The sequence below is a fragment of the Natrinema gelatinilyticum genome, from assembly GCF_024266705.1.
In the GTDB taxonomy this organism is placed as follows: Archaea; Halobacteriota; Halobacteria; order Halobacteriales; family Natrialbaceae; genus Natrinema; species Natrinema gelatinilyticum.
The window spans coordinates 1,242,214-1,258,361 of sequence record NZ_CP100756.1 but is presented as its reverse complement, the minus strand read 5'-3'; the positions used below and the strand labels follow the sequence as shown (position 1 = coordinate 1,258,361).

Genomic DNA, 16,148 nt, shown 5'->3' with positions numbered 1-16,148 from the left:
CGCGGGGCGAACGGATCAAAGACGGGCCGGGAAGTGCCACGGTGGCGACTCGAACGCCACGCCACAGCTTCCATTACCCGGCCACTCGTCGATCCGGTATGACACACCCCGCCGTCATCGCCCACCGCGGGTATGCAGGGATCGCCCCCGAGAACACCGTCGAGGCCGTCGAACGTGCGGTCGAACACGATGAGACCGCGATGCTCGAGATTGACGTTCAGCCGGCGGCCTGTGGAACGCCGGTCGTCGTCCACGACGAGCGTCTCGAGGGGACCCGCGACGGCCGACCGGTAACCGATGCGACCGGCCTCGTCTGGGAGACGCCGCTCGCGGACCTCGAGGAAGCGCGCGTCCTCGGCACAGCGGCGACAGTTCCGACTCTCGCGTCTCTGCTCGCGGCCGTCCCCGAGACGGTCGGCGTGAACGTCGAACTGAAGAACCCGGGGTGCCAGGATCTGCGGGTCGGTGAATCGCTTCTGCCCGCTGAACGCGATCGGCGCCGTGACGTCTGGCAACCGTTCGTCGAGCGAGTTGTCGCCGTCTGCAGGACCTTTCGGGGAGAACTTCTCTTTTCGTCGTTCTGCGAGGGCGCGATCGCGGCGCTCCGCGAGGTCGCCGACTATCCCGCCGCCCCGCTGATCTGGGACGACCCCGAGGCCGGCCTCGAGGTCGCGCGCCGCTACGACTGTGAGGCGGTTCATCCCTCCCGACACACGATCCGCGAAACGGATCGAGCCGACACGGACGCCGCCGACTTCCTGGATTCGGAACTCGAGCCAGATGTCCTCGAGACGGCACACGCGGAGGGGCGTGCGGTCAACGTCTGGACGGCGACGAACTGGATCCAGTTCGACGAGCTCGCCGCGGCGGGCGTCGACGGCATCGTCGCCGACTATCCCGGACTGAGTGGAAACTCGAGCGAGCGATAGCGCCGGACGCGGGACGACACCGCTATCAGGCGCTATCGGGCGCTATCGGGCGCTCACGTTCGATCCTGCAGAACGCGGGACTAGACCGGCTCCCGCCCTACAAGTAACGCCTGCAAACGCATTGGATACCTTAATACGGCGAATCGTGGTGATCTGTCGAGTATGGTTTCCGTCGTTCACTTACGGAGACGACTCGACCGTCGGTATGAGGGCCTCGCCGATTCGGTGTTGCCGGTGGCCGTCTTCGACTCTCGTCTGAATTTCGACAGCGGGGTGGGCCCGGATGAGTGATTTTCCGCCACGGCGGACCGTTAAGCGGTGGCTAGTTACGACGAATCACAAGGATGTCGGAATCCTCTATCTGGTGACCTCGCTTTTCCTGCTCGTCGCCGGCGGCGTTCTCGCGTTACTCTTTCGCATCCAGTTGTGGGAAGCCGGCGGAACCGGATTTCTGACGAACACAGAATACAATCAGGCGGTTTCGATCCACGGATTACTGATGGTGTTCTGGTTCATCTCGCCGTTCGGATTCGGCCTCGCGAACTACATCGTCCCGTTACAGATCGGGGCGAAGGATCTCGCGTTCCCTCGCCTGAACGCCCTGAGTTACTGGTTCTACCTGTTTTCGGGAATCCTCGTCTTGCTCTCGTTCTTTCAGGGAACGACGTGGGCGAACGGCTGGTACATGTACGCCCCGCTGAACGTACCGATCTACAATCCCGGCTATACGCTGACGATGGGCGGAAATACGACGATTCTCGCGTTGACCCTGTTCGTCATGTCGGTCACGCTCGGCTCGGTGAATTTCCTGACGACGATTCACCGGTGCCGCGCCGAGGGAATGGGAACCTGGAATATGCCGCTGTTCACGTGGGGCACCCTGTTGACGGTCTGGATGATGCTGTTCGCCTTCGCGGCGTTGCTGGCTGCCCTGATCCTCATGCTCACCGATCGCATCCTGCTCACCCAGTACTTCTCCTCGACGGCAGAGGGGTCGAGCCTGCTGTGGGGACACATCTTCTGGTTCTTCGGCCATCCGGAGGTGTACATCGTCTTCTTCCCTGCGCTCGGGATCATCTTCGAGGCGTTCCAGACCTTCTGTGGCCGCCGACTCGTCGGCCGGAAGTGGGTCATCATCGCGATGGTTCTCGTCGCGGTGCAGTCGTTCCTCGTCTGGATGCACCACATGTTCCTAACGACGATCAACCTCGAGATCAAGACGCTGTTTATGGCGACGACGATTGGGATCTCACTACCGTTCGACCTGATGGTCTTCTCACTGATCTACACGATGGTCAAGGGACGCGTCCGGTTCACGACGCCGTTTCTCTTCAACCTCGGCGCGCTCTTGCTGTTCATCCTGGGCGGGATTACGGGCGTGTTCCTGGGCGCCGTCGTCCTCGACTACGAGTTCCGCGGCACCTACTGGGTCGTCGCGCACTTCCACTACGTGATGGTCGCGGGCGTCACGGCGCTGATCGGTGGCCTCTACTACTGGTGGCCGAAGATCACCGGCAAGATGTACTCCGAGGCACTCGGCAAGCTCAGTTTCGCCGTCTACTTCATCGGGTTCAACCTGCTTTACTTCCCGATGTTCCTCGCCTGGGAGACCCCGCGGCGCGTCTTCCACTACCCCGAGGGCACCCAGCTGTTCCACCAGCTGGCGACGGTCGGGGCGTACGTCCTCGCACTCGGGTTCCTCCTCGTGTTCATCACGCTCGGGAAGAGCCTGGTGGACGGCCCCGACGCCCCGGACAATCCGTGGACGTTCTCCCGAACCGCTGAGTGGGCGACGACGTCGCCGCCACCGCTCGAGAACTGGCCGAACCGGCCGAGCTACGCCAGTGGGTCGCTCGAGTTCGTCGACGATGCGACGACCGCGACCGACGGTGGCGCGGCCACGCACGAGCGAGCCAACCACGCCGCAGCGCTCGAGGCGGACCACGAGGATCACGCGAGTATCTGGCCGTTCGGCATCGGGTTCGGGATGTTCGTCACGTTCCTCGGACTGTCGGGGATGACGTCCTGGGTCGCCGCCTTCGCGACCAACCGCGGGCTCGAGTTCGCCGGGTCCCAGCCCCCGGGTGGCCCGAACATCCTCTATCCGGTCCTCTCGGTCCTCGGCGTCGGTGTCCTCGGGTACACGCTGTTCGAGTACGGGCGCGAACGGTTTCACGCGCCCGAGATGGCGATTGCCGAGCGCTGGCCCTTCGAAGGGGTCGGAACGACGAAAACCGGCGTCTGGTTCTTCCTGGCGTCGGACGTCGTCGTCTTCGGCGCCGTCATCGGCGCGTACATCTTCATGCGCCTCCACACCGGCTGGGGCGAAGTCGAGACCGTGCCGCCCTCGTCGTTCATCGGTCTGGTCAACACCTACGTCCTGCTGACCTCGAGTTTCACGGTCGTCCTCGGACTGGTGATGGCTGAACGCGGGAACAAACGCGGGCTGTTGGCATCGATGGGTGCCACGGTGCTGCTCGGACTCACGTTCCTCGGGGTCAAGGGCTACGAGTGGAGTTACGAGTTCTCCCACGGCATCTACTGGTTCTCCGACCTCCAGTACTCAATGTACTTCGTGACGACCGGCTTGCACGCGTTGCACGTCATCCTCGGCCTCCTCATCGCCGGGTTCATGATCTACCGGACCGTCTCGGTCGACGCCTACCTCGAGGACGAGCGCCCGGTCGAGTACTTCGGGCTCTACTGGCACTTCGTCGACATCGTCTGGGTGTTCCTCTTCCCGCTGTTCTACCTGATGTAGCGCGGGAGCAGCGGTTTCGGCAGTGGGTTTTCGATTTCGCGTTGCGTTCCGTCTCCGGAGTGCGGTCCCGCGAGTGACTGCGACCGTCGGACGCGGTGATGGTCGAAACCAGCCGGATACAAGGAGACCGCGCGCGAACGGCTCGGTATGGAACTCTCGAGCGTCGTCGACCGACTCGACGAGGAACTCCGAACCGCCGATTACGCCGACATCGACGCCAGCGCGAATGGCTTGCAGGTCGGCCCGGACGAGGCCGAGGTCGAGCGCGTCGCGTTCGCCGTCGACGGCGTTCGCGAGACGGTCGACCGTGCGCTCGATGCCGACGCAGATCTACTTGTCGTCCACCACGGACTCTCCTGGGGCGGTTTCGACCGCGTGACGGGCCGGACGTACGACCGGATCGCGCCGCTAGTCGAGCAGGACGTGGCGCTGTACGTCTCTCATCTCCCGCTGGACGGCCACCAGGATCTCGGCAACGCTGCCGGCGTCGCCGACCTGCTCGAACTCGAGGACCGATCCCCCTTCGGCGAACTCGGCCCCGAATACGTCGGCCAGCGCGGGTCGGCATCCGAGCCGTACGCGCCCGAGGAGTTGCGAGAGCGCCTCGCGGCGTCCCTCGAAACCGGCGGCCAGTCCGTTCGCCTGCTCGCGTTCGGTCCCGACGAGATTGAAGACGTGGCAATTGTCACCGGCAGCGGGACCGATTGGCTCGACGAAGCCGTTGCGGCAGGTGCGGACGTCCTGGTGACCGGCGAGGGCAAACAGCAGGTCTACCACGAAGCGCGAGAGGCCGGTATCAACGTCGTCCTCGCGGGCCACTACGCCACCGAGACGTTCGGCGTGCGCTCGATTCGGGACACGGTCGAGGAATGGGGCCTCGAGACGACGTATCTCGAAGTTCCGACCGGGCTGTAGTGGTGACAGATCGACGGGCTGAATCGGACGCTGCGCCCGCCGATGGAGTTGTTCAGCCTGACATCCTCCCACGACTGCAGTCGTGGGCTTTCTCCTCGAACCTCTGTAATTCGAGGTGGACCCCCGTGCTCGAGGAGCGAGACGAAGTGAGCGAGTAGGGGGGTAGTTTACACGTATCCTACCGATCGTTTCAGTCACGCCAACTGTCACCGACCGACGTGGAAGTCTGGCAGTCAGCCGATAACGATAGTCAGCGTTCGCTGACTGTCTGGCATCGCCCGAATTCGATTTCGGGTGCCCAGCCATGACGACGACCGATCCACAGACTCGATGGGCCTGCCTTCGTGCGCTCTCCACCGCCGGAGCCGTCTGGGCGGTGGCGTCGTCGGCGTCTCGAGCGCGAGCACCGTCCCCTGTCCGATTCCGGTCTGGTGGTTGCGTCGAGGACGGTAGGAACCGGCGCCCGACACGACGTCGGGACGGGCTGGAGAAGCGAGACCGCGACGTTCAAACCGGTGGCTCGCGGAGCAGAGGACATGAGCGACGACTCCGATAGCGGAAGCGAGACACGCGATACCGGACGCGAGGGTCACGGTACCAACGGCGAGGAACACGACCACGGCAGCGAGGGGCCGGACCACGGAGACGACGACGGGGCGGCCGGCCACCACGAACCCGAGCGCCACACGTTTTCGCACGACCCGATCGGTCACGCCGAGGTCCGCGCGGGCATGACGGTCGGCGACCTCGCGGACGAGTACGGCAACGCCGGGGTCGGTGCGGCGTCCCTCCACGAGGCGGTCGACGTGACGGAGGCGATGTTCGACGACGACGTGACTGTCTTCTTCAGTCTGGCGGGCGCGATGGTACCGACGGGAATGCGGGCGATCGTCGCGGACCTGATCCGCGACGGCTACATCGACGTTCTCGTCACCACCGGGGCAAACCTCACTCACGACGCCATCGAGGCCATCGGCGGCAAGCATCACCACGGCGAGGTCCACGCGGAAGGCAAGACCGAACGCGAACACGACGAGACGCTGCGGGACGAGGGCGTCGACCGCATCTACAACGTCTATCTCCCCCAGGAGTTCTTCGCGACATTCGAATCCCACTTGCGCGGGGAGGTGTTTCCGGTCCTCGAGGCGGAATGCGAAGACGAGGGGGCGGTCTCCATTCAGCGGCTCACCGAGGAACTCGGGCGGGCCAACGCCGAAATCAACGCGCGCGAGGACATCGACGAGACTTCCGGCATCGCCGCTGCCGCGTACGAGAACGACGTACCGGTCTATTGCCCGGCCGTCCAGGACTCGGTCCTCGGGCTCCAGGCGTGGATGTACTCCCAGACCTCCGCGTTCTCGCTGGACGCGCTGGCCGACATGACACCGTTGACTGACATCGCGTTCGACGCCGACGAAGCTGGCGCGTTCGTCGTCGGCGGCGGCGTCCCCAAGAATTTTACCCTCCAGACGATGCTCGTCACCCCCGGCGCCTACGACTACGCCGTCCAGCTGACGATGGACCCCAAACAGACCGGCGGCCTCTCTGGCGCGACCCTCGACGAAGCTCGCTCATGGGGCAAACTCGAGAAGAACGCCGAGAACGCCTCCGTCTACGCCGACGCGACGATCACGCTCCCACTCGTGGTCGCCGCGGCGCGCGAGCGTCTCGAGCGAAACAGGTAGTGACGACCGGAAACTAGGTCCGACGCCCGTCGTCAACCAGCGCTACGATTCGACTCGCTCGAGGATAACTCGCTCCGCGAACCTCCCTCGCTTCTCGGCTTTCCGGTCACGGAGGCCGCGAAGCTCACGTTCAGAAAGCCCCTCGAATTCCCTGATCGAGCGGATCACTTCCAGAATATCCGCGAGTTCCTCAGGATTCTGACTCTCTTCGTACTCCTCGACCTCTTCTCTGAGTTTCTCGTGGAGGTACTCCTCGTATTCCTCGTCGTCGCTCGCTGTTCGGACGATCGGGACGTCCCCGTTTCGTTCGATGCGTTTCGGAATGTCGTCCCGGACCAGTTTGTCGTATCTTCGGGTCACAGGTCGCCGTTCTCGTGACGCGTCTGTGAACATTTCGAACACACTGAACGACGCTCGAAAATGGGCCGGGAAAACGGGGAGATTCTCGTAGCCGTCTCGTCACGATTCACCCCGATCAGTCAAACATCTTCCGACACGTTTGACTCATCCTCTCGAGAACGCTTCGATATGACGGCTATCGTCTTCGATCTCGACGGAACGTTGCTTTGCACGAGTCGAAACTACCGCGATCTCCTGGCCAGCGCAATCGCAGACGTCCGGGGAGACGCACCCGAGGAGTGGCTCGAGGCGTACGACGAGGCGTTCTTCGAGCATTTTTCGGCACTCGAGCCCGACCCGATTCGTCGGGCGTTCGCCCGGATCGATGGCTGTACCGATCCCGAACCGTATGCGAACGCCCTCCTCGAGCGTGAGATCGAGTCACTGTCGCCGCCGCAGAACGCTCACGAGGATCTCGAACGGTTGGCCGAGACGTACGACCTCGGCGTGCTCACGAACGGACTCCGTGACTGGCAACTGGCGAAGCTTCGTGCCCACGACCTCGATACCTACTTCGACGCGGTCGTCACCTCCTACGAGGTGGGTGCCCACAAGCCGGATACGCCACCGTATCGGTTGCTCGAGGATCGACTGCCGGCTGATCGGTACGGAATGATCGGAGACAGCGATACCGACGTCGACGGGGCGACGAACGCCGGGTGGACCGCAGCCCGCTACGACGGCGGCGGATTCGGCGATCTCCCACAGGGTCTCTTTCGACGCTGATCCGAACCGACGTCGCCATGCGCCACATCGGGATCAGTACGTCCGGTACGTCGCCGATCCGACGTCGATCCGGACCAGCGTGTTGTCGGCGTAGGCGTCGGGACCGGCGCCGTATTTCTCGTTGATCCGACGGCGGGCTGCGGTCGTCTCGGCCTCGTCTTCGATCACCGTCGCCGTCCCCAGCAGGGACACCATCCAGCGCGTTTGGCCCGCATCGTCCTTCTGAATCGACAGGGACACGCGCGGGTTCCGCCTGACGTTCGCCAGCTTTCGACCCGTCGTGACGATTTCGACGATCCCGTCCGCGTATCGGTACCAGACCGGCGCAACGTGGGGGCGTCCCTCGACGCAGGTCCCCAGGTGAGCTATCACCGGTTCGCTCTCGAGCAGTCGTTCCGCCTCCGTTGGAAGGGTCGACACGGTCCTATCACCGACGGCGAGGACGAAAAGGGCTGGCACGTCGGTATCGGTGGCTCGCAGGAGTCCGCCGCTTCGCTCACTCGACGGCCCGGAGTCGTTTGACGTCCAGTCGCGCGTAGTGCCACAGCGTTCCGGTGAGCCCGTACTCGGCGATCCGGCGACCGGAACTCTCGACCAGCACTGACGGATAGTACGCCGTCGGCAGTCGCCTCGAGAGCCCCCGGCTGAACGCCGTATCTTCGTTCGCCACCACTGGAAAGCCCCCGCTCTCCGCGAAGGCGCGCCGGTGGACGAAGCAGTTGAACCCCGGCAGGATGGGGTATTCGAGCCGCGAGAAGACGTGGTTGATCGTTGCCTCCATCAGTTTGGCACGCAGCGGGCCGGAAATCCGACAGTAGGAACTCGCCGCCGCCAGCCCGTTGGCTTCGACGAAGCCGAGCAGTTCGGTCAGATAGGTTGGCCGGACTCGCGTGTCCGCGTCGACGAAAGCGAGCCACACTCCGCTCGCGCGGTCGGCGCCGAGGTTCCTCGCCGCCGCGATGCTCGAACCGCCTTCCTGGAGGACCGTCACGTCGTAGTCGCGGGCGATCGCAACGGTCTCGTCGCAGGAGCCGCCATCGACGACGATCACCTCGAACGCGTAGTCGGTGTCTAGCGCGACGAGGCTCGCGAGGGTCGCTCCGAGGTAATCGACCTCGTTTCGTGCGGGTACCACGAAGCTGACGTCGACGTCCGCCGCACCGTCTCGATCGTCGCTCGCCATCCTGTTACTCGAGGGGATGTGGCCGCGGCTTCTCAAACTATCGGCAGAGAATAGTATCGGCAGAGAGCGATGCAGAACGAGTGCCCCATCCACGTTCGGATCGGTTGCCCGTCGTCTGTTGCACGACTCTTTGCCATAGTATCTCGTTTCACACACCTGCCTCGCGAGAGAATGTACCTCACGAACTTTTATTATTATGGGTCGAAAACGGGGTGAGTAGAGATGTCGGTCGTACACGTACACGTAGTAGCCTGAGTCCGTCGCCGACGAGTACCGATTTTCGACGATCACCACCACCCGACCGACATGAGCACACAACACCTCTCCCGACCCGAACCGACGCCGAATCGAACCCGAACGCAAACGACTCCCTCAAGCACCGTCACCGAGGACCTACGGCCAGCCACCGAACGCGCCCCGCAGACGTTCTCCCACCAGGACCGATCCCGGCTCGAGAACCTGATCGACGAGTGGAACGCGGCCTTTGCGACCGGTACGTCGGACGAAGCCGCGTAAGGGGCTGTTCTCGAGTGCGTTTCTGGGATTGTGGGTGCTCTCGAGGGATTCCTGTGGTCGTCGAACTCCGTGACCGCTCCGTCTGAAATGACGTGACGCGGTGGACTCGCCGGGAATCCAAACCGTCTTTGGAACGATGGGCGTACGCTCAGGTGGCCGATGACGATGCACCCGCTCCGAGCCGGACTCGGCACCCGGTTGTGACGAGCCCTATGAGTGCCGAGGCCGTTTCACTTACGTATCACCGTTGGTAGCTGACGTACCGTCCCGTGCCGCCTCATATTCTCACTGTTGCTGGCCGGTAGTAAGCTGTTAATAAAACGAGTACACACCGATCGTTCGGTATGAGACTCATTCGGGTCTTCGTTCCCGACGAGGACCAAGACGCGGTACGGAAGGTGCTCTCGGAGATGGAGGTTGAGTTCCTCTTCAGCGAGGCCGACGGTCGCCGGGACGGGAGTTTGGCGGAAATCCCGGTCCCGACGGGCGCCGTGGACACGGTTCTCGAACACCTGTACGACGCTGGACTCGACGAGGAGACGTATACTGTCGTGACGGACGTCGATCGGGCGAGCGTCCCGAACGTCGAGGAGATAACGGACCGCTACGTCGAGGGACCGAAAGGCGGGCGCGGCGCCTCGCACACCGAGATTCGCGAGCGCGCGGAGGACCTGACACCCGATACCGCCACGTACCTCGCGTTCGCGATCGCGAGCGCGATCGTGGCGGTCGGCGGCCTCCTGCTGGATTCTGCCATCGTCATCGTCGGCGCGATGGTGATCGCGCCGTTCGCGGGGTCGACGCTCTCTGCGAGCGTCGGCGCCGTCATCAGCGACCGCGAGATGGTCGTCGACAGCGCCACGTCGCAGGCAACGGGCCTCGTCATCGCGTACGTCGGTGCGGTCGTGATGAGCGTGTTCTTACAACAGACCGGGTTCGTCCAGCCGACGCTGGACATCGGTCGCGTCGGGCAGGTGAGCGCGTTCGGCACGCCGAACCTCCTGACGCTCGTCATCGCCATCGCGGCCGGGTTCGCCGGCGCGCTCGCGCTCGCGACCGACCTCCCCGTCTCACTCGCCGGCGTCGCCGTTGCGGCGGCCATCGTTCCCGCCGCCGCCGCGGCCGGCATCGGGACGGCCTGGGGCGAGCCGCTCGTCGTCGCGGGCGGACTCGTCCTGCTCCTGATGAACATCGTGTTCATCAACCTCACCGCGTACCTCACGCTCATCGCGCTCGGCTATCGCTCGTCGGTCATCCGCAACGTCCGCGAGAACGCCGCCGTCTCGCTCCGTACGGGCGCGTATGCCATCGTCGTCCTCCTGTTCCTGGTCGTCGTCGCGCTGACCGTCCTCGGGACGTACCAGCACCTCGTCTTCGAACAGCAGGCGAACAACGAAGTTCACGACGTACTCGAGGACGCCGAGTACAGTTCGCTGGAACTCGCCAGCGTCAAGACCGAGTACAACGACGCGAGCGTGTTCAGCGACGAGGTCTCGGTGACAGTGACTGTGGGGCGCTCGAGCGGTCTCGAATACGAGGGACTGGCGGAGAACCTGCAGACCGAGATCGACGCGCGGACGAGCCGATCGGTCCACGTCGACGTTCGGTTCGTCGACTACCAGCGCGCGGCTACGGTCGGCGACGCCGCCGACGGACGGAGCGCGTGGTGGCACGTCGATGAGTGGCTGGCGCGCTTGGTGGAGTCCTCAGTCGCGGAGTCGATGCCACAGACTGTGGCACTTCCGACGGATCTTGTTGAGGAATGAGCCGACCCGGCGTGACCTGGAGAGGAGCCGGAGCGCGCGGATCGGTCGGCCGATGCGAAGTAGCCGGAACGGCCGGAACCACGGGACCACGGTGAGGATGAGGAACCAGTTCGAGTGAACGAACCTCTTCGGTCCGTGGTCTGACCACCGATAGAGGAGCGCGACATCGAGGAGAAAGACGACGAGGAGCCACTGGAGGACGCCCCGAATCGTCTCTGTGAGTGACTCGGAGACGACGAGCAAGTCGAAGCTGACCGCGACGTCGACGACGAACAGCACGATCCACACGAGCGCAACGGCCTCGACGAACGGTTGCCACCAGCGTTCGGCGTCCATCTGCTGTCTCGTAGGACGTGGCGCCCCAAAACGTTGCGTCCGGCCGACGTGATCGCCAGAGGTGACCTCTTTGAAGACCGGTTCGCTCGCTACGGCGATGACATTAGGACTGTTCGAACGCGCGTTCGAAATACGTGGAGTCGGTCGACCGACTGGACCTCCTACTCGCACAGTATCTCGATAGCGAACTCGACCGCGAGGATGCAATCGAACGGGTTGGTCGGACGACAGTCGAGCGCGCAGAATGGGAGCGAGGTTGTCGAGGTAGACGTCGACTGGGGCCTGAACGCGTGACGCTTGTGACTGTTTCGGACGCAGGGCCGCTCCCGCTCATTCACCTCGGCAAAATCGATTCACTCGAACTACTGTCGGCGTTTAATACGCTCCTAATTTCGGAAGCCGTCTACGACGAAATCGAGAGAGGTGGTGTTTTGGACGGTTTTCCTGGCCTCTCGTACGAGCTCGTCGAAGCGGACGAGAATAGAATCGAGTCCGAAGTAGTTGGACGCAGGAGAACGCGCCGCGTTAGCGGTCACAAAAGAACGCAAGGTAGTTCTTCTGACGGACGACCTCGCCGCGCGAGAGGCCGCGTCACTCACACGAGCACTCCATTTTCATCAAACTCGATGGTGGCTCACGTCCGTCTTCACACACCATTGGCGAGCGACTGCATCGGCCGTCGTTACCGTGGCTCGACGTGGAGCAACGCTTCCCCAGTTTCCTCTCCAGCAGCGACCAACTCCTCGGGATCGAACGGACGCGCGTCCCTCCGACACTGTTCGTAGACGGCTTCTGCCCAGTCACGGGCCTCGGGGGAGGCCGTGTCGATCACGGCCTCGAGCTGTGCGGAGTCGGGGTCGTGGCCGCAGATGCCGATACGATCGTCCATGATGTTGAGACCGCACCGGTTGTCGTCCGGCAGGGAATCGTGCAGGAAGACGGTGCAGTTGTCGCACTCGAACGCCCGCGAGATGAGATCGGAGTCCCAGTTCACGATCGCCCGGAGGACCGGGAGCGAATAGATGTACTCCATCGCCATTCCCTCGAGGACGCGTCGGCAGAACACCTCGAGATTGCCGGACTTGTAGATCGTAGTCCCGAGTCCCCGGATGGTATCGGTCGACTCGAGCAAGTAGGTGACCCGATCGACGGGTTCGTAGGGATAGTTCGGACCGGGGTATGCGACGACGGCGTCCTCGAAATGTTCGACGGCGAAGCCCTCCATCTCTCGGGGCAGCCAGTGCCAGACCTCTCGAAGCGTGTTCCCCGTTCGCATTCCCTCGCGCAACTTCAGGAACCGCTCGGTCACGAACGCGCCAAGCGGTGTGAGCTCGTAGTACGGGCCGTCACGGACGATCCAGGACCGGTCCTCGAAATCGCGGACGATGCGGCCGATTGTGGGATCGGACGCCTCCGTGACGGCGCGGAGCTCGCGTCGATCCCGTCGCTGTTCGAACAGCGCCTCGAGTGCGGCGATGCGGTGTTCCGACCGCGCCAGAAACTCGATGTCCTGGATTGCGGGGTCCATGCTAATGGATCGCATTGTGGGTACAATATTGTTCGCACGAATCACGAAAACAGGTGCGAGGGCCGTCTGTCCTCAGCAGAAGTACACCCAGAACTTGTGCTCGGCCGGACAGTGGACGACGGTGTGGTCTCCGAAGGCCGCGACGGTCGGGCTCACCGTCGGCTCGGCATCGCGGTCCGGCATCGAAACCTCGACCCGGCTGTCGCACCGCGGACAGGCGACCTCCGTGACCAGCGTCTGATTTGGCCGCGCTGACTCGGACCCCATTATGCGCTCTCATCCATTTTCCGCAGCATATGATCGATCACGGCCGCGTGTTCGTCTTGCGGGCTGAACATGACGATCTCCGAATCGTCGTTCGCTCGAACCGTGTGGCCCGGCGGCCAGTAGAACAGCTCGCCCGTTCGCGTCACCTCCTCGCTTCCATCGGCGTAACTGGCGGTGAGCGTTCCGTCCAGGACGTACCCCCAGTGAGGGCACTGGCAGAGGTCGTCTTCGAGCCCCCGCAGGAGCGCCGAAATATCCGTTCCGGCGGTCAGCGTGAAGTATTCTCCGCTGAGTTCTCCGTACGGACTCGCATCCCCGAAGCCCATTTCCTGGCGGGCCACGGCGTCTGGCGTGTCGATCTTGACCGTCACGTCTCGTTTGTCTTGTCTCATTTCAGTCACCCGTTTCTGAGAGGTCGACTCGTCTCCCGAACTCGGGCCTCGAGGCCCGGAACGGAGAAGCCGCGGGTCGGATACCGCGCGTTGAGCGAGTCGTCTGCATAGTCTTCCTCCCAGTACCGTAACGGACGGCACGATGGAACGTGTAGTTATCTAGTGAAGATATTCACGGTGTGAATATTCTGGCAATCTACGATAAAATCGTACCAGACCTCTGTCTAACGTGCGACCATCCCCAACAACGACAATCGGGTCGCCTCCTGCTCAGACAATACTGTCCACATCGGTGCTATGAGCCTGTTCTGCCGATGATCCGTCGCCGTAACTGCTGACCCAGTCAATATATCTCACAAGCAATTCCAATAATTATAAGTACGATATCGTTGACTCACGAAGTGGAAGCAACGCTCCACGGGGTCCGCACGAAAGACCCGGGTGCTGTAACACCCGAGTGCGCTTCCAAAGCGACCACGCTTTGCAAGCATGATTCCATACTGCCTTCCGAGACATAAAAGTCTCGCACGCCACGCACAGCGTTCGTACCCGATTAGCTTTACCTGTGGCACGTCGCTTGAGCGACTGCACGGCCGCGAACCACCGTCACATCACGGTCGCGTCCCACCGTCAGCACACCGACGCTCCGGCTACCAGCAGTACCGATGACCACCGACGAGTCACTACTCGGTCCCTGCCCCGGCTGCGGCCGGGCCATCGCCATCGCGTTCCGCTTCGACTCGAGAGACCTCGGCCGGTTCGCCTGGCCCTGTGGCTGTCAGCTGCCCTCCCCGCAGACGACGGACGCGGCCGACGAGTAACGCGGACGGAGTCTCTGACCGGGGGTGTCGACCTCGAGTGACGACCGACGAGGCCTGGGGTGGCAAGTACCGTGCGCTCGGGGGACGCGACACTCATCCGCGCACCGCGTCGCGCTCGATACGATGTCGCTACCGATTCCGGGCTGACGAAGGACGGGGCGTCTCGTGACAGTCGCGGCGGCCGCGGGGACTTACGAGCGCGGCGGCAATTGCACCTGCTCGTGCCAGAATCGCTCGACCGTCTCGACGAGTCCCCGAAATCTCTCGGGGGCGTCCGGCTTCGCCAGGTAGGCGTTGGCGCGCGCGGCGTAACACCGTTCGATGTCCTCGCAGGCGTCGGAACCCGTGAATATGATCACCGGAAATCGGCGAATATTCGGATCGGCTCTGATCGTTTCGAGCACCTCGCACCTGTCGATGCCTGGCAGATTCAGGTCGAGAAAGACCTGGCAGATTCAGGTCGAGAAAGATTTCGACCGGTTCATCGGTTTTCTTCGACCGGCGGTGGTCGGACATGAGTGATTGGTCCCGCGTCTTCGATCCCACGAGAGACCGGTACCCGAGCACGTATCGCTCGAGTCCGCTTTGGAGCCGCTCGCGTCCGCGTCGGATACGGCTCCGATCGAGGCTGATGGGTCGAGCGGCTACACTCGACCGCTCTCGGCGAGATCGGCCGCAGCGGCGATGACCCGTTCCTTCTCGGACTGGGACGTCTGCCAGAACTCGACGAGGTCCTGTCCGGCCGCACGGAGGTCCTCGTGGTCGAGTTCGGTGTCCTCACCGTCGGTGAGGTCGTACAGTTCGCGCTTGTCCGGCGACCAGATGTATTTCCAGTCTTTCCCGCGGACGGAGACGTTCGGCATGCGAGTCGAGGAGAACACGTAAGGCTCGGTGAGCCGATCTGGGATCGTCTCGTCACCGCGTGCGAGGCCGGACAACAGAGCCGGCAGTCGGCGGAGGGAGAATGGTTCCTCGATGCGTCCCGACGGCCCGTTGCAGACGACGAGCGGGACGTTTACGATAGGGTCGTACAGTTGCCGTCCGTGGCCGTACATGCCGTGTTCGCCGAAGGCCTCGCCGTGATCTCCGTGGACGACGAACAGCGGGTCATCACCGACTTCGTCGGTGAGAGAGCTGAGGAACTCGTCCGTGTACTTCAGGGTGTTCTCGTAGGCCGTCGTCAACACGTCGTGGAGAGCGGATTCGAACGGGAGGTCCCGGCCCAGAAACAGCCCCATATTCGCGGGATAGGTTTTCAGCCGTGACTGTGTCCGGTACTTAGGCGGTGGGAGGTAGGGCAAGTGACTGTCGACGAGAAAGACCCACAGGAAGTACGGCTCGTCGGCGTCGGCCGTCCACTCGGTAATTTCGTCCGCGAGTGCTTCCCAGGACATGAACATGTCCTGGCCTTGCCACCAGTTGACGGCGTTCATCATTAGCTTCCCGACAGTACTCTTCTGTTCACCCCCTTCGAGGAGGCCACTCGAGGCGTCTTCCTCCATGAAGTCCTCGAAATGGTCGAACCCTGCGTCGAACCCGAAGTACCGCGAGGTCCAGGGGTTCGCGGTGAACGCAGCCGTGTCGTATCCCCGCTCGGAGAATTCCTCGGCGATGCTCCGTCGGGCGGTCATGTGTTCCCGGACGTGCGTTTTTATTTCCTCGCGACTCCCGCCGTCCGCGCCCGGTCGTTCGACGGGGTTCATTCCAGTCAGAAAGGACGTCGCCGAATCGAACGTCGCGGCACCCGGTGCAATCGCGTTTTCGAACACCAGTCCGTCTTCCGCGTAGGACGCGAGCGTGGGCATCGTGTCGCCTTCACCCGCAGCAACGCCGCAGTAGTCAGTACGGAAACTGTCGATCGTAACGAGGACCACGCTCTTGCCGTCAGGCATACGGCCGATACGGAGTCCGAGAGCGGGCGTTA

The 16,148-nt window shown here is 63.2% G+C and carries 17 protein-coding genes; 8 read left to right on the top strand and 9 right to left on the bottom strand.

The genetic code is table 11. The features are described 5' to 3' along the window. Nucleotides 1-98: 98 nt before the first annotated feature. The 4 genes from NJU76_RS06140 to NJU76_RS06125 all read left to right on the top strand — a co-directional run bounded on the left by NJU76_RS06140 (nt 99) and on the right by NJU76_RS06125 (nt 6,290). Complete coding sequence (locus NJU76_RS06140) at nt 99-929, top strand: glycerophosphodiester phosphodiesterase (RefSeq protein WP_254531910.1); 831 nt, start codon at nt 99-101, stop codon at nt 927-929. Between the two features lie 283 nt (nt 930-1,212). Then, nucleotides 1,213-3,690 (top strand): cbb3-type cytochrome c oxidase subunit I, encoded by a 2,478-nt coding sequence (locus tag NJU76_RS06135; RefSeq protein WP_254531909.1) that lies wholly within the window; start codon nt 1,213-1,215, stop codon nt 3,688-3,690. Nucleotides 3,691-3,837: 147 nt separating this feature from the next. Then, on the top strand, nt 3,838-4,605 hold the full coding sequence (locus NJU76_RS06130; RefSeq protein ID WP_254531908.1) for a Nif3-like dinuclear metal center hexameric protein: 768 nt from the start codon (nt 3,838-3,840) through the stop codon (nt 4,603-4,605). Between the two features lie 536 nt (nt 4,606-5,141). Continuing rightward, nucleotides 5,142-6,290 carry a deoxyhypusine synthase gene (locus tag NJU76_RS06125; RefSeq protein ID WP_254531907.1) on the top strand — a complete coding sequence of 383 codons (1,149 nt, stop codon included), beginning with the start codon at nt 5,142-5,144 and terminating at the stop codon, nt 6,288-6,290. Nucleotides 6,291-6,332: 42 nt separating this feature from the next. On the opposite strand, the gene NJU76_RS06120 is transcribed toward NJU76_RS06125, so the two are convergent. Continuing rightward, on the bottom strand, nt 6,333-6,650 hold the full coding sequence (locus NJU76_RS06120) for a nucleoside triphosphate pyrophosphohydrolase (protein WP_254531906.1): 318 nt from the start codon (nt 6,648-6,650) through the stop codon (nt 6,333-6,335). 168 nt (nt 6,651-6,818) lie between these two features. On the opposite strand from NJU76_RS06120, the gene NJU76_RS06115 reads away from it, so the two are divergent. Next, nucleotides 6,819-7,415, top strand: a complete 597-nt coding sequence (locus tag NJU76_RS06115) for an HAD family hydrolase (RefSeq protein ID WP_254531905.1) — start codon at nt 6,819-6,821, stop codon at nt 7,413-7,415. Nucleotides 7,416-7,448: 33 nt separating this feature from the next. On the opposite strand, the gene NJU76_RS06110 is transcribed toward NJU76_RS06115, so the two are convergent. After that, nucleotides 7,449-7,835 (bottom strand): pyridoxamine 5'-phosphate oxidase family protein, encoded by a 387-nt coding sequence (locus NJU76_RS06110; RefSeq protein ID WP_254531904.1) that lies wholly within the window; start codon nt 7,833-7,835, stop codon nt 7,449-7,451. Nucleotides 7,836-7,911: 76 nt separating this feature from the next. Next, nucleotides 7,912-8,598 (bottom strand): glycosyltransferase, encoded by a 687-nt coding sequence (locus NJU76_RS06105; RefSeq protein WP_254531903.1) that lies wholly within the window; start codon nt 8,596-8,598, stop codon nt 7,912-7,914. 306 nt (nt 8,599-8,904) lie between these two features. On the opposite strand from NJU76_RS06105, the gene NJU76_RS06100 reads away from it, so the two are divergent. Next, on the top strand, nt 8,905-9,114 hold the full coding sequence (locus tag NJU76_RS06100) for a hypothetical protein (RefSeq protein ID WP_254531902.1): 210 nt from the start codon (nt 8,905-8,907) through the stop codon (nt 9,112-9,114). A 344-nt stretch (nt 9,115-9,458) separates the two neighbouring features. Next, nucleotides 9,459-10,880: a DUF389 domain-containing protein gene (locus NJU76_RS06095; protein WP_254531901.1), complete on the top strand. Its 1,422-nt coding sequence runs from the start codon at nt 9,459-9,461 to the stop codon at nt 10,878-10,880. Here the strand turns inward: NJU76_RS06095 and NJU76_RS06090 are convergent. The 4 genes from NJU76_RS06090 to NJU76_RS06075 all read right to left on the bottom strand — a co-directional run bounded on the left by NJU76_RS06090 (nt 10,821) and on the right by NJU76_RS06075 (nt 13,403). Beyond that, nucleotides 10,821-11,216 carry a hypothetical protein gene (locus NJU76_RS06090; protein WP_254531900.1) on the bottom strand — a complete coding sequence of 132 codons (396 nt, stop codon included), beginning with the start codon at nt 11,214-11,216 and terminating at the stop codon, nt 10,821-10,823. The two genes, NJU76_RS06095 and NJU76_RS06090, sit on opposite strands and share 60 nt — an antisense overlap. 682 nt (nt 11,217-11,898) lie before the next feature. Continuing rightward, the gene (locus tag NJU76_RS06085) at nt 11,899-12,744 is read right to left on the bottom strand and encodes a helix-turn-helix transcriptional regulator (protein ID WP_254531899.1); all 846 of its coding nucleotides are present in this window, start codon (nt 12,742-12,744) and stop codon (nt 11,899-11,901) included. A gap of 72 nt (nt 12,745-12,816) precedes the next feature. After that, a complete protein-coding gene (locus tag NJU76_RS06080; protein ID WP_254531898.1) occupies nt 12,817-13,011 on the bottom strand; it encodes a hypothetical protein in 195 nt (64 codons plus the stop codon). Beyond that, nucleotides 13,011-13,403, bottom strand: a complete 393-nt coding sequence (locus NJU76_RS06075) for a cupin domain-containing protein (RefSeq protein WP_254531897.1) — start codon at nt 13,401-13,403, stop codon at nt 13,011-13,013. Before NJU76_RS06075 ends, NJU76_RS06080 begins: the two co-directional genes overlap by 1 nt. A gap of 665 nt (nt 13,404-14,068) precedes the next feature. Between NJU76_RS06075 and NJU76_RS06070 the strand changes: the two genes are divergently transcribed. Next, nucleotides 14,069-14,224, top strand: coding sequence for a hypothetical protein (locus NJU76_RS06070; RefSeq protein ID WP_254531896.1), 156 nt, complete (start codon nt 14,069-14,071; stop codon nt 14,222-14,224). Nucleotides 14,225-14,415: 191 nt separating this feature from the next. Here NJU76_RS06070 and NJU76_RS06065 read toward each other — a convergent pair whose 3' ends face one another. Continuing rightward, entirely contained in the window at nt 14,416-14,658 is a 243-nt protein-coding gene (locus NJU76_RS06065) for a response regulator (protein ID WP_256566677.1), read from the bottom strand. A 210-nt stretch (nt 14,659-14,868) separates the two neighbouring features. Next, nucleotides 14,869-16,116, bottom strand: coding sequence for a sulfatase family protein (locus tag NJU76_RS06060; RefSeq protein WP_254531894.1), 1,248 nt, complete (start codon nt 16,114-16,116; stop codon nt 14,869-14,871). Nucleotides 16,117-16,148: the final 32 nt, after the last annotated feature.